The sequence below is a fragment of the Lentzea albida genome, assembly GCF_900111005.1.
GTDB classification, from domain to species: domain Bacteria; phylum Actinomycetota; class Actinomycetes; order Mycobacteriales; family Pseudonocardiaceae; genus Lentzea; species Lentzea albida.
This window is the reverse complement of sequence record NZ_FOFV01000029.1, coordinates 1-18,244: the sequence shown is the minus strand read 5'-3', so window position 1 is coordinate 18,244 and position 18,244 is coordinate 1. Positions and strand designations below refer to the sequence as shown.

The 18,244-nt window shown below is 69.7% G+C and carries 14 protein-coding genes and 1 pseudogene; 11 read left to right on the top strand and 4 right to left on the bottom strand.

What is annotated here, in order from left to right; all coding sequences use genetic code 11:
• Positions 1 to 77 precede the first annotated feature (77 nt).
• Positions 78 to 1,193, top strand: a complete 1,116-nt coding sequence (locus BMY74_RS41650) for an erythromycin esterase family protein (protein ID WP_089927219.1) — start codon at positions 78 to 80, stop codon at positions 1,191 to 1,193.
• On the opposite strand, the gene BMY74_RS41645 is transcribed toward BMY74_RS41650, so the two are convergent.
• Complete coding sequence (locus tag BMY74_RS41645; RefSeq protein ID WP_089927217.1) at positions 1,165 to 1,671, bottom strand: hypothetical protein; 507 nt, start codon at positions 1,669 to 1,671, stop codon at positions 1,165 to 1,167. The genes BMY74_RS41650 and BMY74_RS41645 overlap by 29 nt on opposite strands.
• A 120-nt stretch (positions 1,672 to 1,791) precedes the next feature.
• Here BMY74_RS41645 and BMY74_RS41640 point away from each other — a divergent pair, with 120 nt between their 5' ends.
• From BMY74_RS41640 to BMY74_RS46935, 4 genes are read left to right on the top strand one after another with little or no spacing between them, the layout of a single operon-like run.
• Positions 1,792 to 2,910: a sensor histidine kinase gene (locus BMY74_RS41640; protein WP_089927215.1), complete on the top strand. Its 1,119-nt coding sequence runs from the start codon at positions 1,792 to 1,794 to the stop codon at positions 2,908 to 2,910.
• The gene (locus BMY74_RS41635; RefSeq protein WP_089927212.1) at positions 2,907 to 3,560 is read left to right on the top strand and encodes a response regulator; all 654 of its coding nucleotides are present in this window, start codon (positions 2,907 to 2,909) and stop codon (positions 3,558 to 3,560) included. Before BMY74_RS41640 ends, BMY74_RS41635 begins: the two co-directional genes overlap by 4 nt.
• A gap of 52 nt (positions 3,561 to 3,612) precedes the next feature.
• Positions 3,613 to 4,317 carry an alpha/beta hydrolase gene (locus tag BMY74_RS41630; protein ID WP_089927210.1) on the top strand — a complete coding sequence of 235 codons (705 nt, stop codon included), beginning with the start codon at positions 3,613 to 3,615 and terminating at the stop codon, positions 4,315 to 4,317.
• Positions 4,317 to 5,378: an acyltransferase family protein gene (locus BMY74_RS46935; RefSeq protein ID WP_089927207.1), complete on the top strand. Its 1,062-nt coding sequence runs from the start codon at positions 4,317 to 4,319 to the stop codon at positions 5,376 to 5,378. Before BMY74_RS41630 ends, BMY74_RS46935 begins: the two co-directional genes overlap by 1 nt.
• A 1,360-nt stretch (positions 5,379 to 6,738) precedes the next feature.
• On the opposite strand, the pseudogene BMY74_RS46930 reads toward BMY74_RS46935, so the two are convergent.
• Positions 6,739 to 6,972: pseudogene (locus BMY74_RS46930) on the bottom strand (hypothetical protein); the annotation flags it as partial.
• Positions 6,973 to 7,280: 308 nt separating this feature from the next.
• Positions 7,281 to 7,853 carry an SACE_7040 family transcriptional regulator gene (locus BMY74_RS41615; protein WP_089927202.1) on the bottom strand — a complete coding sequence of 191 codons (573 nt, stop codon included), beginning with the start codon at positions 7,851 to 7,853 and terminating at the stop codon, positions 7,281 to 7,283.
• 121 nt (positions 7,854 to 7,974) lie between these two features.
• Between BMY74_RS41615 and BMY74_RS41610 the strand changes: the two genes are divergently transcribed.
• The 6 genes from BMY74_RS41610 (at position 7,975) to BMY74_RS41585 (ending at position 17,131) form a co-directional block, all read left to right on the top strand.
• A complete protein-coding gene (locus tag BMY74_RS41610) occupies positions 7,975 to 8,460 on the top strand; it encodes a hypothetical protein (protein ID WP_089927199.1) in 486 nt (161 codons plus the stop codon).
• Between the two features lie 219 nt (positions 8,461 to 8,679).
• A complete protein-coding gene (locus tag BMY74_RS41605) occupies positions 8,680 to 9,465 on the top strand; it encodes an SGNH/GDSL hydrolase family protein (protein WP_089927196.1) in 786 nt (261 codons plus the stop codon).
• 138 nt (positions 9,466 to 9,603) lie between these two features.
• A complete protein-coding gene (locus BMY74_RS41600) occupies positions 9,604 to 11,196 on the top strand; it encodes a carboxyl transferase domain-containing protein (RefSeq protein WP_089927193.1) in 1,593 nt (530 codons plus the stop codon).
• 2 nt (positions 11,197 to 11,198) lie between these two features.
• Entirely contained in the window at positions 11,199 to 13,112 is a 1,914-nt protein-coding gene (locus BMY74_RS41595; protein ID WP_089927349.1) for an acetyl/propionyl/methylcrotonyl-CoA carboxylase subunit alpha, read from the top strand.
• 5 nt (positions 13,113 to 13,117) lie between these two features.
• A complete protein-coding gene (locus BMY74_RS41590) occupies positions 13,118 to 14,269 on the top strand; it encodes an acyl-CoA dehydrogenase family protein (protein ID WP_089927191.1) in 1,152 nt (383 codons plus the stop codon).
• A 135-nt stretch (positions 14,270 to 14,404) separates the two neighbouring features.
• A complete protein-coding gene (locus BMY74_RS41585; protein ID WP_089927188.1) occupies positions 14,405 to 17,131 on the top strand; it encodes a type 1 periplasmic-binding domain-containing protein in 2,727 nt (908 codons plus the stop codon).
• Here the strand turns inward: BMY74_RS41585 and BMY74_RS41580 are convergent.
• Positions 17,128 to 18,126, bottom strand: a complete 999-nt coding sequence (locus BMY74_RS41580; RefSeq protein ID WP_143091745.1) for an IS481 family transposase — start codon at positions 18,124 to 18,126, stop codon at positions 17,128 to 17,130. The genes BMY74_RS41585 and BMY74_RS41580 overlap by 4 nt on opposite strands.
• Positions 18,127 to 18,244: the final 118 nt, after the last annotated feature.

The window sequence follows — 18,244 nt, the reverse complement described above, 5'->3', positions numbered from 1 at the left end:
TTGAGACTTTAGCGACCTTCATCAGCAGCGATCGCGTCCAAGTCTCAAGCGAGCTTTCAATGTTACGGTTGAACCACATGAGCCAGGACATCCGCGAGTTCATCAGCCCCTTCACCGAGCTCTTGGCGTTCGGGGAGCCGACCCACCTCGAACACGCCCACACCTGGATCCGCAACGAGCTGTTCGAGCAGCTGGCGGGCCTGGGCTACCGCTCGATCGCCCTGGAGACCTGCCGGATCAGGGGGCTCCTCGTCAACGACTACGTGCACGGCGGCCCCGGCGACCTGGACGTGGTGGTGAAGGAGGGCTTCTCCCACTCGTTCGGCGAGCACTGGCCCGCCAACCGCGAACTCGTGCAGTGGATGCGCGAGTACAACGCGGACCGAGCGCCGCGGAACCGCTTGTCGTTCCACGGCTTCGACTTCCAGACCGAGACGACCAGCGCGCCCAGTCCTCGCCCGTACCTCGAACACGCCCGCGACCACCTGGGCGAGGACGTGGACCTCACGATCGACGACGAGACCTGGAGCCGCGACGAGGCGGTCCTGCACGCCGAGCAGTCACCGGGGCGGTCCGAGGAGGCCGTCCGGCTCCGGGAGATCGGCACGGGCATGCTCAGGCGGCTCTACGAGCGCCGCGGCACCGACGAGGCGTGGGCCCGCGCGGAGACGCACCTCCAGGCGGGCCTCAGCCTGCTCCAGTACCACCGGGAGTGCGCGGAGCCGAACCCGCTGGGCGTGCGCCTCAACCGCCTGTGCCAGATGCGCGACGGCGTGATGGCGCGGAACCTGCTGGAGATCCGGCGCGCCGAGACGGCGAACGGCCCGACGTTCGTGTTCGCGCACAACGCCCACCTGCAGCGCACCAACTCCTCGATGGAGATGGGCGGCGAACGGGTCGAGTGGTTCTCCGCGGGCGCGCTGGTGGCCCCGATCCTCGGTGACCGCTACACCGTCATCGGCGGCACGCTCGGCCGCAACGACTCGTTCGGACTGGGTGAACCGGACAGGGCGACTCCGGAAGGGCAGCTGCAGAGCCGGTTCACGACCTGGGGCATCACGAAGGACAAGCCGCGGGGACCGTCCCGCACCGACACCCGGCTCGAGATGGGGTACTTCCCGCTCGACCAGCACCTCATGGACGGTGTGGACGCACTGCTGCACGTCAGGGCTGGTCGTCCAGTGACGCGGTGATCCACGGCGCGACGGGCAGATCGCGCGTCTCGCACTCTATGGCCAGCTTCAACGTCCACCGCAGGGCTTGCAGGACCACGGTCGCGAGCTCCTGCGGCTGGCCGTTGGCCAGGGCGATCTCGATCTGCTCCGACGCCGCGTCCTGGTCGCCGTGCACCTCGGCCAGCAACGCGCGGATCGCGGTGCGGACGGGCGGGTCCGCGTCGTCGATCTGGACCTCGTTGCCGTCCTCGTCGAAGACCTGCATCTTCACCGGCGTGGCGCCGCCGGACCCGAGCGCGCTGACCATGCTGCTGCACTCGGCGAACAGCAGCAGCACCAGCTCACGGATCTCCTCGTTGCCCTCGGGCGACCCGCTGAGGTACCCGGTCACGAGGTCCACCGCCACAGCGTCTTCCCCGGCCCTGGCGGCAGCCAGCGCCTCACCGGCCACGGCGGTGAGCCGCGACCAGCGATCTGGATCCTGTGGTGGTTTCACAGGTACTGCCTACCGCGCGGCGTCACGCATTCGCAATGCCCCATCTTGATCAGAGTCATACCTCGGTACCTCACTCCGCAGGTCAATGTGCGGATGAGCGAATCCACCTAGCATCGGCTGGTGTTCCGCGCGTTGTACCGAACCGTTCTCGGCCCCGACCGCACCCGAGTGCTCGTGAGGCCGCTCGGTCGCCTGCGCGTCCCGGTGCACGCCGCGCTGATCATCTACGCGCTGGTGTGGGGGATCGTCGCGAGCGCCGGCTACGTGCGCCAGGCGGACTCGGACGGCTGGTGGGTCGTCATCTTCCTGGCCACGGTCGGGCCGTACGTCCTGCTGATCCGGTCGCCGCTCTACGCCTGGCGGCTGGCCGTGCCGGGGTTCTACGTCGTGAGCATCCTCATAGCGGGCGAAGGCGCCGCGGCCATGCAGTACTGGACCGCCGCGCCGCTGTTCGTCGTGGTCGTCGCGTTCTACTCGCGTGCGATCGTCATCACGGCGACGTTGATCACCATGGCGCTGGTCATCGCCTCCGAACCGCAGGCCGCGGACCTGGCGCTGTTCGTGCCGATCGTGAGCGCGGTGGTCTACCTGCTCGGTGCCCGCGGCAGGGCGGAACGGGAGCTCGAGCACGAGCGGGACGCCAAGGCCGCGCTCGAGGAACGGGCTCGCATCGCGCGCGAGATGCACGACGTCGTGGCGCACCACATGTCGTTGGTGGTCGTGAGGTGCGAAACCGCGCCCTACCGCCTCAAAGGCCTCAACGAGGAGGCGGAGAAGGAGTTCGCGGAGGTCGGTGAGGCGGCGCGGGAGGCGATCACCGACATGCAACGCCTGCTGGGCGTGCTGCGGACCAACGGCGAGACCCCGCAACGCGAACCGCAGCCCGGCATCAGCCGCATCCCGGAGCTGACGAGGCCGGGGGACTCCGCCGAGATCGACGTGGACGACGTGCCGGAGGCGGTCGGCCTCACCGCGTACCGGATCGTGCAGGAGGCGCTCACGAACGCCACCAGGCACGCGCCCGGCTCGAAGGCGTCCGTCCACGTGCGCCGCGACGGCGACCGGCTGGACGTGCTGGTGCGCAACACCGCCGGTGGACCGTCCCGGGGCGGGGGCAGCGGCCAGGGTCTTGTGGGAATGCGCGAACGGGTCGCGGTGCACGGTGGCACGCTGACCGTGAAGTCGACCGAGGACGGCGGCTTCGTGGTGCGGGCGAGGATTCCGTTGGGGGACAAGTGATCAGGGTGGTCGTGGTCGACGACCAGGAGATGGTGCGCGAGGGCTTCTCCGCGCTGCTCGACGCGCAGGACGACATCGAGGTCGTCGGCGCGGCGGGCAACGGCGTGCAGGGCGTCGCGCTGGCGCGTACGGTCAGACCGGACGTCGTGCTGATGGACATCCGCATGCCGGAGATGGACGGGCTCACCGCCACCCGGCTGCTGCTCGACGGCACCGACGGCCCGAAGGTGCTGGTGCTGACGACGTTCGACCTCGACGACTACGTCTACGAGGCGCTGCAGGCCGGTGCGAGCGGGTTCCTGCTGAAGCACGCGCCCGCCCGTGAGCTGCTCAACGCCGTGCGCGTGGTGGCGGCCGGCGAGGCGTTGCTCGCGCCGTCGATCACCAAGCGCCTGATCGAGGACTTCGTGCGGTCACGCCGTTCCGAACGGGTCAGGCCCGCGCAGCTGGGCGTCCTCACCGAGCGCGAGACCGAGATCCTCGTGCTGATCGCGCAGGGCATGTCGAACGCTGAGATCGCCGCGCACCTGGTGCTGGCCGAGCAGACCGTCAAGACGCATGTGAGCCGCGTGCTCATGAAACTCGGCCTCCGCGACCGCGCGCAGGCCGTCATCGCCGCCTACGAGAGCGGGCTCGTGGTACCGGGGTAATGGCGCTGCGGGGTGACGATCCGGGGCCCGTCGTCTTCCTAGCTTCGGGGACATGCGCCGAGCCGTCCTGTTCCTCCTGCTGATCGCCCTGCCGTTGGTCGCGCCGTCGATCGCGCAATGGCGCTCCGACGTCGCCCGCCGGGTCGCGGTCGTCGGTGACCTCGCGACCGCCCGTGACGTGGTGGTCGTGGTGCCCGGTTCCGACGTGGACGTCGACCGGTTCGACCGCACGCTCGGGCGGATGGCGTCCAACCTCTACGAGCAGGCGCACCGCGACGACCTCGCCGTGGTGGCGTGGCTCGGGTACCGGACCCCGCAGGGGCTCGGGGTGGACGCGATGACCGGGTCGCTCGCCCGTCAGGGCGCCGCCGCGCTGGTCGACTTCGTGCGGGCGTTGCGGACGCCCGGACGCGTCCACGTCTTCGGCCACAGCTACGGGTCGGTGGTGGTCGGGCTGGCCGCACCTTCGCTGGACGTGGACGACATCGTCTTCACCGGGAGTCCCGGGGTGCGGGCGGGATCGGTGGCCGAGCTGGGGACTCGGGCGCGCGTGTGGGCGTTGCGGTCCGGCGGGGACTGGATGCGGTTCGTGCCGAACGCGCGGTTGTTCGACCTCGGGCACGGGACCGACCCGGCGAGCGAGGGGTTCGGGGCGACGGTGCTGCGGTTCGAGGGCGGGAAGCACGACAGCTACTACGAGCCGGGCACGGCCACGCTGGCCGCCCTCGCCCGCATCGCGGACGGGGACCAGGCGTGATGGGCGCCGGGGTGGACGTCGCCGGGAATGCAGCGGTGCCCAGGAACCCGTTCATCGACGCCGTGCGCGCGCTCGCCGTGGTCACCGTCGTCCTCGGCCATTGGCTGGTCACCGCGTTGGTCGACACCCCGACCGGCATGTACATCGACAGCCCGCTCAAGCACCTGACCTCGCTCACCCCGGTCTCGTGGGTGCTGCAAACACTCGGCCTCTTCTTCTTCGTCGGCGGCTACGCGGCGGCTCACTCGCAGACGCCGTTCCTTCTGCGGCTCAAGCAACTCGCCGTGCCCACACTGCTGATGCTCGGCTGCTGGGCGGCCGTCCTGTTCGGACTGGTGCTGCGCGGCGTCGACCAGGGGACGGCCTGGAACATCGGGTTCCTGGTCACGACACCGCTGTGGTTCTTCGGCGTCTACCTGGTGCTGCTGGCGATGAAACCGTTGGTGCGCAGGCTGGACGAGCACTCGTGGGGTGTGCTGGTCCCGGTCGTGCTGGTGCTGGTGCTGCCGTACGCGGTGTGGTGGGCCGCCTGGCAGCTCGGGCACTCGCTGGCGCGCAGGCGGATCCCCGGCCCGCCGCTGCTGGTCGCGGGCGTGCTCGGGTACGCGTTGCTGACGACGGTCGGCGGGTATCCGGTGTCGGCGGTGGGCATTCCGGGTGAGGCGGTCTCGAACCTCAATCCGCCGAACTACGCCACGCTCGCGCTGGCGTTCGCCCAGATCGGGCTGGTGCTCACGGTCGCACCGTTGCTGAGCAGGCTCGGCACGGCGAAACCCGTGGTGTGGCTGAACAAGCGCGCGCTGGGGATCTTCCTCGCGCACCAGAGCGCGCTCGTGACCGTGACGCTGGCGTTCAGCGCGTGGGGGCCGTTGCCGGGGCTCCAGCAGCCACCAGATCATCCGGACTGGGTGTGGCAGCGCCTGCTGTGGCTGCCGGTGTGCGCGGTCGTGACCTGGGGATGGCTCCGAGCACTGCAAGGCCGATCGCCACGGCGTGCAGCACCACCACCGGGGGAGTCGGGTCCAGCGCCAGCATCGGCGGAACGCACGCCAACGCCGTGAGCAGCCACGGCAAGCGGGTGTCGCAGCTGCCGTGGCGGGCGGTGTGGATCAGGTACCAGCCGAGCAGCAGGTGGATGAGGTTCTGCAGCGGGTCGACCGGAAGCAGCACCAGCACCCCGTCACCGAGGAACCCGCTGACCACGAACCCGAGCACGCCGAGCGTCCCGAACGACACGCCCATCGCCGTCGCGAGCCGCGTGCGGTGCGACTCGTGCGCGAGCTTCGTGGACTTGACCAGGCGCCGCTCGAACCGGTGGAACAGCAGGATCAGCGGCACCAGCCCGAGCACCAGCCAGATCGGCGCCTGCGTCAGCCCGAGCAGCCCGCCCAGCGCGCCGACCCCGGCGAGGTACGCGAGGTACACCGTCATCGGCGAACGCCGGGTGAAGTCCACGACGTGCCAGAACCGGCCGTCGAGCCACGCCGTGAGCCGGCCGCGGGCCAGCAGCGCCAGGCAGATCTGCGCGACGCCGAGCACCATCATCGACCGCGGGTAGCTGCTGAAGAACACCAGCGCGGGCAGCGTGACGGCGCCGAGCGCGGCCAGCAGCCTGCGGGAGAGGGTCGCCAGCGTGCCGTCCGCGTAGAAGAACCCGATCTGCTGCATCAGCAACGCGCCGACGATCAGGTTCACGTACCCGCCGGTCTTCCAGTCCGTCGACGTGCGCGCGACCTCCACGCCCAGCGTCACCAGCACCAGCACGAACGGCGCGGTGCGGCGGAAGTGCTCGTGCAGCCACGCGGCCGCCGGAGTCGCGGCCACCGCCAGCAGGTACACCCCGAGGAACCACAACGGGTGCGTGATCAGCCGGCTGTACGCGTCGACCTCCACGTCCAGCAGGTTCAGCGCCGCGAACAGCACCACCCACAGCAGCACGAACGCGAGCACCGGCCGCAGCAGCCACGACGTGCGGCTCGACACCCAGCACCCGAAGCCGCCCTGGTGCGCCTGCCAGCTGCGCAGGTTCGCGTGCCCACCGGCGAAGAAGAACAACGGCACCGCCTGCAGCGCCCACAACCACGACGTGCCGAACCCCCTGAGGTGCGCGAGCATCGCCACGGTCTCGCCGACCACGAGCAGCGCGAGGCTGAAGAGCCGCAGGAACGTCGCGTACCTGTCCTGTTCGGCGTGGGCCAGCACCAGCGGCAGCGAGTTCGCGGACGGGTCCTCGCGGCGGCGCCCGTGCAGCCGTGCCAGCAGCAGGAACACCACGACCGCGCTGCCGAACGCCCACGCGACGACGGGTTCGTGGCCCGGCGCGCTCCACCGCTGCCGCCACGAGTTGAACTTCAGGCCCAGCGCGTAGGTCTCGGCCACGGCGTGACAGGTCTGCTCGGCGCCGCGCGGGTTCAGCCGGCACTGGGTGTGCAGGTCGGTCGTGAGCCTGTCGTCCAACGCCTTGCGCGCCTGCGGTCCGAGCGGGTCGCCCTTGTGGTCGGCGTAGCGCAACAGGTCGTAGCCGAGGTCGTGCGCGCGGCACGCGGTGCTGAAGTCCCACTCCGTGTCGCCGGCCGGCCCCGAGCACCCGCCACCCGCGTCGACCACCCGCAGCGTCCCGTCCGGCGCCGTCACGGTCTTGGGATCGCGGCCCATCTCGCGCGCGAAGTCCGACGGCAGGTTGAAGTACGGGTCGTGCGTCGCGGACGGCTCCACGAACGCGGTGACGGCGTTCGCCGCGGCGACCACGTCGGCGCTCGGTGGGACTCCGTTGTCACCGGTGGCCGGTCTGGAGGCGATCACGCCGCACACGAACACCGCGAGCGTGATGACCGTGAACCGGAACCAGGCCGGCAGCCGGAGGAGGAGTTTGCGCGCGCCCATTGTCGCGTCAGGTTACGGAAGGGTCTCGGCTGATCGCCAGTTCGCCAGGTCAGCCGCACGCCGCAGGCGGTTCCGGCCGGTCAGGAGACGACGACGGCGGGGGTCAGCGACGCCAGCGCCATGCGCGACAGCAGCGCCGCCATCTGGTCCCGGTCCAGGTGCGCGCTGTGCGGCGTCGAGTTGATCAGCCCGAACACCGCGTGCGCCGCGGCACGCGCGGTCGGTTCGTCGAAGTCCGGCACGGTCCGCCGGATCGTCTCGACCCACACCTCGACGTACCGCCGTTGCAAAGCGCGCACGCGCCTGCGGTCCGGGTCGGTGAGGTTGGCCAGGTTGCGCATCTGCACGGTGATGAGCGCCGGGTCGTCCAGCGCGAAGTCGACGTGCCAGCCGATCAGTTCGCGCAGGGCCTCGTCGGCGTTCGAGGCGGCGTCGACGCGGGACTGGCCGCCGTCGAGCAGGCGTTCGGAGATCGACGTCAGCATCTCGCCGAGCATCGCGTCCTTGCTGCGGAAGTGCCGGTAGAGCGCGGGGCCCGAGATGCCGACCGCGGCGCCGATGTCGTCGATGCCCACGCCGTGGAAGCCGTGGCGCGCGAAGAGCTCCGCCGCGGCGTTGAGGATCTGGTCCCGACGTGAGGGTTTGTCGACCACGGAAGGAGGTTAGCAGGCGTTTACCTGGCGTCGTGTCCCGCGAATCGGGGGCTTGGGCAACCCGGTGGACCGCCAGGCGTCCTGAGAGTGGTTGGACCATGCCGGACTCTGGGGGAGTTCCATGATCAAGGCTTTGCTGTGCACCGCTGTCGCCGCGGTGGTCGCCTGCGCGGGCGGATCCGCCGCGAACGCCGCCGAGGGCGAGCCGGCGCCGATCGACATCCGGATGTCGGTGGACGGGTCCCAGGGCGTCGCGCACGTCTTCGAGGGCAGGACGTACTGGGTCAGCAGGACGGCGTTCGACTTCACGGTGCTGCTCACCGATGTGGGAGACGAGGACGAGCAGGGCGTGACCGTGTTCCTCTCCGTGCCGGACGAACTGGACGTCCAGTCGTGGGGCGACGGCTGGACGTGCGAGGACACCGAGGGTGGAATCGACTGTCACCACCCCGATCTCGTCGTGCCGGGTGAGGCGTGGCCGGAGTTGTACTCCCGCGCCGACCCGAACCAGCAGTACATCGTCGACTCGATCGACGTCTACGCCACGACGGGCGACTACGAGGCGTCGCACGAAGGCGTGCATTACAAGAACGACACCAGCACCTGACCGGTTCGCCGGCGAACGACGAAGCAGGGGTCCCCTCCGGGGGCTCCTGCTTTTTTCATGCCTCAAACCGGTCTGCCCGCGCGATCCTCCGATGGGTGGAATTTCCGCAGGTACGGGGCCCAAATGTTGACTATTGACCAATACTTCACACGAGCCTTACCCGTGAGTAACGATTGGCGTGCCTTGCATCACACCCTGCGGCCCCTTCGGGAGTCTTCGATGCGTCCTGCTCACTTCCTCGCCTCGGTGGTCACCGCCGCCGCGGCCGTCATCGCCCTCGCCAACCCCGCGAGCGCGGCCCCGATCAACTACGTCGCGCTCGGCGACTCGTACGCCTCCGGGCTCGGCACCGGCAGCTACGACGGGTCGAGCGGGAGCTGCAAGCGCGGACCGCTCGCGTACCCGGCCCTGTATGCGGCGGCGACAGCGCCCGCGAGCTTCAAGTCCGTCGCCTGCTCCGGTGCGCGAACAGGCGACGTCATCACGCAGACCGGCAACCTGACCGCGGCCACGAACCTGGTCACCGTGCAGGTCGGCGGCAACGACGCCGGCTTCACCGACGTCATCACCACCTGCACGTTCGGGTCCGACCAGGACTGCACCAACCGGGTGAACACGGCCAAGGCCTACGCCGCGAACACGCTTCCCGGGCTGCTCAACAACGTCTACGCGGCGATCAAGTCGAAGGCCCCGTCGGCGCGCGTCGTCGTGCTCGGCTACCCGCGCATCTACAAGGTGCCGGGCTCCTGCAACGTCGGCCTGAGCGACACCAAGCGGGCCGCGATCAACTCGGGCAGCGACGCGCTGCACACCACCATCGCCGCGCGGGCGGCGGCGGCCGGGTTCGGGTACGTCGACGTGCGCGGGGCGTTCACCGGGCACGAGATCTGCTCGTCCAGCTGGTGGCTCAACAGCCTGAGCTGGCCGGTCGAGGAGTCGTACCACCCGAACCGCGCCGGTCACGCCAGCGGTTACCTGCCCGCCCTGCGGTCGGTGATCGGCTGACGTTTTCCGGAACGTGAGAGTGCTCGAAAGGTGCCTTGACCTGCGTTCGGGTCACTCTCGAGCCGCTCTGGTGGACCGCTGGGTTAGCGGGCGCTAACATGGCTCTGTTAACGCCCGCTAACCTGAGGTCTGGGGAGCATGGACGCACCTGTCCTGCGCAGCGCCGCCGAGCCGTCGGACCGCTACGCCAAGGAGCACGCCGCGCTCGTCGACGAGCTGCGGAGCAAGCTCGCCGTCGCCGCGCGCGGCGGTCCCGAGAAGGCACGCCAGCGCCACGTCGACCGCGGCAAGCTGCTGCCGCGCGAGCGCGTCGACACGCTGGTCGACCCCGGTTCGCCGTTCCTCGAACTGTCACCGTTGGCCGCCAACGGCATGTACGGCGACGACGCGCCGGCCGCGGGCATCATAACCGGCGTCGGGCGGGTGTCCGGCCGTGAGTGCGTGATCGTCGCGAACGACGCCACGGTCAAGGGCGGCACCTACTACCCGATCACGGTCAAGAAGCACCTGCGCGCGCAGGAAGTGGCGCTGCAGAACAACTTGCCGTGCATCTACCTGGTGGACAGCGGCGGCGCGTTCCTGCCGAAGCAGGACGACGTGTTCCCGGACCGCGAGCACTTCGGCCGGATCTTCTACAACCAGGCCACCATGTCCGCGAAGGGCATCCCGCAGATCGCCGCCGTGCTGGGCTCGTGCACCGCGGGTGGCGCGTACGTGCCGGCGATGTCCGACGAGGCGATCATCGTCCGCAACCAGGGCACGATCTTCCTCGGCGGCCCGCCGCTGGTGAAGGCCGCGACCGGTGAGGTCGTCAGCGCGGAGGACCTCGGTGGCGGCGACCTGCACTCGCGCACGTCCGGCGTGACCGACCACCTGGCGGAGAACGACGCCCACGCGCTCAGGATGGTCCGCTCGATCATCTCCACGCTCGGCCCACGCGCGCAGAGGCCTTGGGACGTCACGACTCCAGAGGCGCCGAAGGTCGACCCCGACGACCTCTACGGCGTCGTGCCCACGGACTCCCGGACGCCCTACGACGTGCGCGAGGTGATCGCGCGGGTCGTCGACGGCTCGAAGTTCCAGGAGTTCAAGAAGGAGTACGGGCAGACGCTCGTCACGGGCTTCGCGCGCATCCACGGTCACCCGGTCGGCATCGTCGCGAACAACGGCATCCTGTTCGGCGAGTCCGCCGTGAAGGGCGCGCACTTCATCCAGCTGTGCGACAAGCGGTCCATCCCGCTGGTGTTCCTGCAGAACATCACCGGCTTCATGGTCGGCCGCGAGTACGAGGCGGGCGGCATCGCCAAGCACGGCGCCAAGATGGTGACGGCGGTGGCGTGCGCGCGCGTCCCGAAGTTCACCGTGATCATCGGTGGCTCGTTCGGCGCCGGCAACTACTCGATGTGCGGCCGGGCGTACTCGCCGCGGTTCCTGTGGATGTGGCCCAACGCCCGCATCTCCGTGATGGGCGGCGAGCAGGCCGCGTCCGTGCTGGCGACGGTGCGCCGCGACCAGCTCGGCGACGAGTGGTCCACAGAGGACGAGGAGGCGTTCAAGGCGCCGATCCGCCAGCAGTACGAGGACCAGGGCAACCCGTACTACTCGACCGCGCGGCTGTGGGACGACGGCGTGATCGACCCGCGTGACACGCGCACGGTGCTCGGCCTCGCGTTGTCCAGCGCGGCGAACGCCCCCATCGACGATGTTTCCTACGGCGTCTTCCGGATGTGATCATGTTCGACAGCGTTCTGGTGGCGAACCGCGGGGAGATCGCGGTCAGGGTGATCCGCGCGCTGCGGTCGCTCGGGATCCGTTCCGTCGCCGTGTACTCCGACGCGGACGCCGAGGCGTTGCACGTCAAGCTGGCCGACGAGGCCGTGCGGATCGGCCCTGCGGCCGCCCGCGAGAGCTACCTGTCCATTGAAAAGATCGTCGCGGCTGCCGTGTCCACCGGTGCGCAGGCGATCCACCCCGGGTACGGCTTCCTCGCGGAGAACACGGCGTTCGCTGCGGCCTGCGACGAGGCCGGGATCGTGTTCGTCGGCCCGCCCGCGTCGGCGATCGACGCGATGGGCGACAAGATCCGCGCAAAGCTGACGGTGTCGGCGGCGGGTGTCCCGGTCGTGCCGGGCCGCACCCGCTCGGGCATGACGGACGACGAGATCGTCGAGGCCGCACTGGAGATCGGTTTCCCGGTGCTGCTCAAGCCTTCCGCGGGCGGTGGCGGCAAGGGCATGCGCCTGGTGCACGAGGAATCGGCGCTGCGCGAGGCCATCGAGTCGGCGCGGCGTGAGGCGCGCGGCTCGTTCGGTGACGACACGCTGCTGATCGAGCGGTTCATCACGAACCCGCGCCACATCGAGATCCAGGTCCTGGGTGACGCGCACGGCACCGTGATCCACCTCGGTGAGCGCGAGTGCAGCCTCCAGCGGCGCCACCAGAAGATCATCGAGGAAGCGCCGTCGCCGTTCCTCACCCCGGAGGTGCGCGAGGCCATGGGGTCGGCCGCCGTCGACGCGGCGAAGTCCGTCGGCTACGTCGGTGCGGGCACCGTCGAGTTCATCGTGGACGGTGCCTCCGGCGACTACTTCTTCATGGAGATGAACACCCGGCTGCAGGTCGAGCACCCGGTGACCGAGATGGTCACGGGCGTCGACCTCGTCGAGTGGCAGCTCCGCGTGGCGTCCGGGGAGGCCCTGGACCTCGACGTCGAGCTGACCGGCCACTCGGTCGAGGCCCGCGTCTACGCCGAGGACCCGGCACGCGGCTTCCTGCCGACCGGCGGGCGGGTGCTGGCGCTCAGCGAGCCGGCGGACGTCCGCGTGGACTCCGGTCTGTACGAGGGACTCGTCGTCGGTTCGGACTACGACCCCATGCTCGCCAAGGTGATCGCGCACGGCCGCACCCGCGAAGAAGCGTTGCGCCGCCTCGACCACGCGCTCGGCAAGATGGTGCTGCTCGGCGTCACGACGAACATCCCGTTCCTGCGCGCGCTCCTGCGCGACGAGGACGTGCGTTCGGGCGCTCTGGACACCGGTCTGGTCGAACGGAAGCTGGACGCGCTGACGTCCGCCGAGATCCCGGACGACGTGTACGTGGCGGCCGGTCTGGAACGTTCGTTGCAGCCGCACGGCGACGACCCGTGGGACCAGCTCTCCGGCTGGCGCGTCGGCGAGCACGCGTGGACGACGTGGCGGATCAACGACGTCGACGTGCGCGTGCGCGGCGAGGAAGTCGTTGTGGGCGCGGGAGAACCGGTCAGGGCGCACGCCCGCAGGGAAGGCGCCGACCTGCTCGTCGGCTCCCGCCGGTACGCGATGGCCCGCGACGGGGACGTGCTGTGGCTGGGCCACGACGGCGCCTCCTGGGCGCTGGTCGAGGCCGAGTTCCTGGTGGGCGCGGCCGACGGCGGCGCCGCTTCCGGTGGCCCGGTGAAGTCGCCGATGCCCGGCACCGTGCTCGTGGTGCGCGCCCAGCAGGGCGACGAGGTGACCGCCGGTCAGGCGTTGTTCGTGGTCGAGGCCATGAAGATGGAGCACACCGTGACCGCACCGGTCGACGGCGTGCTCGCCGAAGTGAACGTGCAAGCAGGCCAGCAGGTCGCACTCGACCAGGTGCTGGCCCTCGTCGTCTCTCACGAGGAGTGACCGCAATGTTGGACTTCAGGCTCCCGAGCGAGTACGAGGACCTGCGCAAGACGGTCGAGGAGTTCGCCCGCGACGAGGTCGCCCCGGTCATCGGCGACTTCTACGAGCGGTGCGAGTTCCCGTACGAGATCGTCGCGAAGATGGGGCAGATGGGCCTGCTCGGCCTGCCGTTCCCCGAGGAGCACGGCGGCATGGGCGGCGACTACTTCGCCCTGTGCGTCACGCTGGAGGAGCTCGCGCGCGTCGACTCGTCCGTCGCGATCACGGTCGAGGCGGCGACCTCGCTCGGCGCGATGCCGATCTACCGCTTCGGCACCGACGAGCAGAAGGCGCAGTGGCTGCCCTCCCTGACCTCCGGTGAGAAGCTCGGTGCGTTCGGCCTCACCGAGCCGGGCTCCGGCTCCGACGCGGGCGGCCTGACCACCACCGCGCGCCTCGACGGCGACGAGTGGGTCATCAACGGCACCAAGGCGTTCATCACGAACTCCGGCACGGACATCACCGGCCTCGTCACCGTCGCCGCCGTCACGGGCACCCTCCCGGACGGCCGCAAGGAGATCTCCTCGATCATCGTCCCGTCCGGCACCCCGGGCTTCACGGTGTCGAAGAAGTACTCGAAGGTCGGCTGGAACGCCTCGGACACCCGTGAGCTGTCCTTCTCCGACTGCCGCGTGCCGGCCGCGAACCTGCTCGGCACCCGCGGCCGCGGCTTCGCCCAGTTCCTGCGCACGCTGGACGAGGGTCGCGTCGCCATCGCCGCGCTGTCGGTCGGTCTCGCCCAGGGCTGCGTGGACGAGTCGGTCCGCTACGCCCACGAGCGCGAGACGTTCGGCCGGAAGATCGGCACGTACCAGGCGATCCAGTTCAAGATCGCCGAGATGGAGGCCCGCGTCCACACCGCGCGCCTCGCCTACTACGAGGCGGCGTCGCGGATGCTGCGCGGCGAGCCGTTCAAGAAGCAGGCCGCCATCGCCAAGCTCGTGTCGTCCGAGGCCGCGATGGACAACGCCCGTGACGCCACGCAGATCTTCGGCGGCTACGGGTTCATGAACGAGTACCCGGTCGGCCGGTTCTACCGCGACGCGAAGATCCTGGAGATCGGCGAGGGCACCTCCGAGGTGCAGAAGATGCTGATCGCCCGCGAGCTGGGTCTGTAGAAGCACTGGTCCGTTCCGGCTGAAAATCTTCAAACCGCCAGTTCCCGACGGTCTGTCCGGCTAGCGTCGTCTGCCTTCCGCACGAGTGTGAGGGTGCAGATGACAGGTAGCCGGACAGAGCCCGTTTTCCCCGGTTTGAACGTTCTGCTCGAGGTCATCCACGGCCTTTGCGACCGGCCCGGCTTCTTCTACCGGAGCAAGACCGAGGAAGTGGTCGGCGACCAGCCGCTGCCGATCCTCTACCTGGAGAGCGAAGCCAGTCCGACGGCGTTCCTGCACGCGCTGGAGCACAAGCTCGACGAGGGCCGCCCGGCGATTCCGCACGCCTACGTCGACGTCTCCGCGGTAGGCGCGGAGGTCAACAAGAGATGGCCTCCGGAAGCGCGGGAGACGCCGCCTCTGCTGCCGTTGCTGGACGTGCTGAGCCATCGGCTCGCGGAGGTCCACGTCGGCACCGAGCGGCTCACCCGGTTCGACCACTACCGGCTCGTCGACTGGCTCACGAGCAAGCGGCTGCCGCGCAAACCGGGGCGCGACGACCGGGCGAGCGTCATCGAGCTGCTGCGGCAGTGGACCGGCAAGACCGGCGGGAGCGGGGAGGAGCTCAACCGGGCCGTCGACGCGTTCATCCCGAACCTCGTGACGCGGCTGGGGCTCGGGCTGGTCGCCTGGGTCGGCAGCAAGGCGGGGTTCCGGTGGCTCGGCAAGCGGGTGCCGGGGCTCGCGCGGGAGTCGAAGTGGTTCATGCGCGGGCAGAACTTCGCGCTGCCCAACCACTCCATCGAGTTCCTCGGGTTCGCCGAGCGGCTCACGCTGGGCAGGCGCGAGTCGGAGAACGAGGAGCAGGTCAAGCTGCTGCTCGTGCACGCGTTCCTGGAGGACCTGCGGATCGCGTACCGGCGGCGCTCGCGCTTCCTGCCGCGCAGGGCGGGCTGGCGGCGCACCGCGTACATCCCCGTGCTGCTGGACGGCGTGACGAAGGACAACGGCGGCTGGGAGCTGCTGGAGCTGATCAACGACGTCCGCAACGAGACAGGGGAGCTGGACCCGTTGCTGGTGATCGCCGCCAGCTCGGTGCAGCCGGCGCTCTCGCAGCGGCTCGGGACGACACCGGTCGCGCCGGACGAGACCGCGGAGGCGCTCACGACGTGGCGCGAGGAGCTGCCGCGCAAACGGCAGATGCTCGCGCCGGACGCCCGCTACCTGATGATCAGGCTGCCGTTCCCCGACCCGGTGAAGAACAAGTGGAAGGCGGCGCCCGCCTTCCGCGCGGCACCGGTGCGCTGGCTCGCGAAGTCGCGGCGGCTGGAGGCGATCATTGCCGCGGTGGTCGTGGTGCTGCTCATCCCGGGGTTCGTCACCGCGCAGAACCACGTCGAGGCGAACTGCTCGATCCTCGGCTCCGCGATCTCGCCGGGCATCTCGACGCGGCTGATGGACGTCGAGGGCAACGTCGAGTGCCTGGGCTACAGCGACAACAGCAGCCAGGTGTTCGGTTCGAACGAACGGCTGCGGTGGACCCAGCAGGCGGTGTTCGCGCAGAACGAGGAGGCGGAACGGCTCTACGCCGCCGATCCCGCCCGCCCGCTCGTGTCGCTGCTCTACTTCTCGAGCCTCACCCACAAGGACAGCAACCCCGACGCCGACCACTCCCGGGCCGAGGAACTGGAGGGCATGCTGCTCAAGCAACGGCAGCAGAACGACAGGTCGAGCTCGGGACCGCTGCTGCGGATCGTGATCGCCAACGGCGGCGCGAAGATGATCCGCGCCCACGACGTGCTGACGGACATGCTGAACCCGTTGCTGGAGAAGGACCCGAGCATCATCGGGGTGATCGGGCTCGACCGCAGCGTCGAGCAGACCAAGATGGTCATCACCTCGCTCGGGTCGCTGGGCGTGCCGACCATCGGCACCACGCTCACCGAGGCGTCGCTGCCGAAGCTCTCGACGATGTACTTCCAGCTGATCCCCGGCAACGTCCGGCAGGCCGACCTCGTGCGGCGGTACGCGCAGCACGTCGCCGCGACCAAGGTGACGATCCACCACCCGAAGTTACAGCAGGACGACGTCTACCTGGACAACCTCGTCGCCGTGCTGGGGCAGGAGCTCGCGAGGTCGGGCGTCCCGTTCGAGGCGCGGGAGTGGTCGGGCGGCCCGCAGGAGGTGCCGTCGCAGTGCGTCGAGGACCACTCCACCGAACTGGTGTTCTTCGCGGGCCGCGAGGAGCACTTCGGCGAGTTCCTGCAGGCGGTGGGCCGCAACTGCTACGACAAGAAGCGCCTGCCGCGCATCCTCGCCGACGACGCGATCATCCGGTTCATCGCGCAGGAGGCCAGCCGCAAGCGCGACGCGCTGGCCGGCATGCGCGTGTCGTACGTGAGCATGGCCGGGCTCGTCGTGCTCGCCGGGAAGTCCTGTGTGGACGGCAAGCCGGACGACAAGGTGCGCGGCGGCCTGCCCCTCGACGCCTTCTGCGCCGGGTACAAGAAGCTGGCGGGTGAGGTCCAGGACTCCGCGCTGCCGAGGGAGGACAAGCCCGCCAAGCCGTGGCCTGGCGAGCACATGGCCGTCGCCTACGACGCGGCCGGGCTCTTCCTCGACGCCGTCCGCAACGCCCAGGCGAGACTCGCCGGGCACACCCCGCACCGCGGTGCGATCGGTGGTGAGCTGCGCGAGCTGGAGTTCTTCGGTGCCACCGGGCGCACGAACTTCAAGGAGTCGCGGGTCGGTGAGACGCGGAACTTCACGATCCTGGAGATCGCCGACATCTACCAGTTCGACCAGCAGCCGACGTGCGTGTTCCTGACCGGTGACCTGTACGGGCCGGACTCGCCGAGGTTGCCGAACGGCTGCCCGGCCTAGGTGTGATGTCCGGGGAGGTTGGTCAGCCGGGTGATGGGTGGCTGGCCTGCGGGGGCGGAGTGGGCTCGGTGGTGATTGTAGAAATGGATCCAGCCGGGTAGGGCGGTTCGGCGTTGGGTTTCTGAGGTGTAGTGGCGTGCGTAGGCCCAGCCGTCGGCGAGTGTGCGGTGGAAGCGTTCGATCTTGCCGTTGGTCTGGGGCCGGTAAGGACGCGTGCGTTTGTGCCGGATGCCGAGTTCGGTGCAGGCGTCTCGCCAGGCGTGGGACTTGTAGCAGGCGCCGTTGTCGGACAGGACTCGCTCGACGGTCACTCCGCGGTCGGTGAACCAGGCGACGGCTCGTCTTAGGACCGCGATGGCCGTGGCCGCGGTTTCGTCGGTGTGGATTTCGGCGTAGGCGACGCGGGAGTGGTCGTCGATCACGGTGTGCAGGACCGCGGTGCCGACGGCGGGCCGGTAGTGGGCGTGGCGCCGGCCGGTGCGGGTGGCGGTGGCCTCGCGGTTGCGTTTGCCTTGCTGGCGGCCGACGAAGCGGTGTCCGCCGCCGTCGGGGATGTTGCCGAACTTGGTGACGTCGACGTGGATCAGCGAACCGGGATGCGGGTGTTCGTAGCGGCGTAACGGTTCGGCGGTGACGCGGTCGATGTGGGACAGGCGGTTGATTCGGCAGCGGACCAGGACGGCGTGCACGGTCGAGGCCGCGATTCCGGGCTGGCCCGCGATCTGGACCGGTCCCAGCCGATGCCTCCATCGCAGGGTCACGATTCGCCGCACGACAGGTTCGGTGGTGCGGGCCGGGCTGTGGTGCGGGCGGGAACTCCGGTCGGTCATGCCCGCCGGGCCTTCGTCGCGGTAGCGCTGGGCCCATTTCCGGGCGGTTCTCTCGGCGACCATGAACATCTTCGCCGCCTCGGCCGGGCGCCAGTTCTGTTCGACGATCAGACGTGCCAGTCGTAACCGGGTGCGTGGGGTCAGCGTCGCGTTAGGGTGGGACACGAAGGCCTCCAGGCCGTGAAGCGGTTCCTCAGCAGTTCCACTTCACACCCGGAGGCCTTCACCTGTCTTCACGACAGGCCATCACATCCGGAACAACGTCCCTGGACATCACACCTAG

Excerpts from the sequence above, each read along its gene's own strand:
- BMY74_RS41605 (WP_089927196.1), top strand. The coding sequence starts at position 8,680 with ATGCGTCCTGCTCACTTCCTCGCCTCGGTGGTCACCGCCGCCGCGGCC.
- BMY74_RS41590 (WP_089927191.1), top strand. The coding sequence starts at position 13,118 with ATGTTGGACTTCAGGCTCCCGAGCGAGTACGAGGACCTGCGCAAGACG.
- BMY74_RS41650 (WP_089927219.1), top strand. The coding sequence starts at position 78 with ATGAGCCAGGACATCCGCGAGTTCATCAGCCCCTTCACCGAGCTCTTG.
- BMY74_RS41630 (WP_089927210.1), top strand. The coding sequence starts at position 3,613 with ATGCGCCGAGCCGTCCTGTTCCTCCTGCTGATCGCCCTGCCGTTGGTC.
- BMY74_RS41595 (WP_089927349.1), top strand. The coding sequence starts at position 11,199 with ATGTTCGACAGCGTTCTGGTGGCGAACCGCGGGGAGATCGCGGTCAGG.
- BMY74_RS46935 (WP_089927207.1), top strand. The coding sequence starts at position 4,317 with ATGGGCGCCGGGGTGGACGTCGCCGGGAATGCAGCGGTGCCCAGGAAC.
- BMY74_RS41600 (WP_089927193.1), top strand. The coding sequence starts at position 9,604 with ATGGACGCACCTGTCCTGCGCAGCGCCGCCGAGCCGTCGGACCGCTAC.
- BMY74_RS41610 (WP_089927199.1), top strand. The coding sequence starts at position 7,975 with ATGATCAAGGCTTTGCTGTGCACCGCTGTCGCCGCGGTGGTCGCCTGC.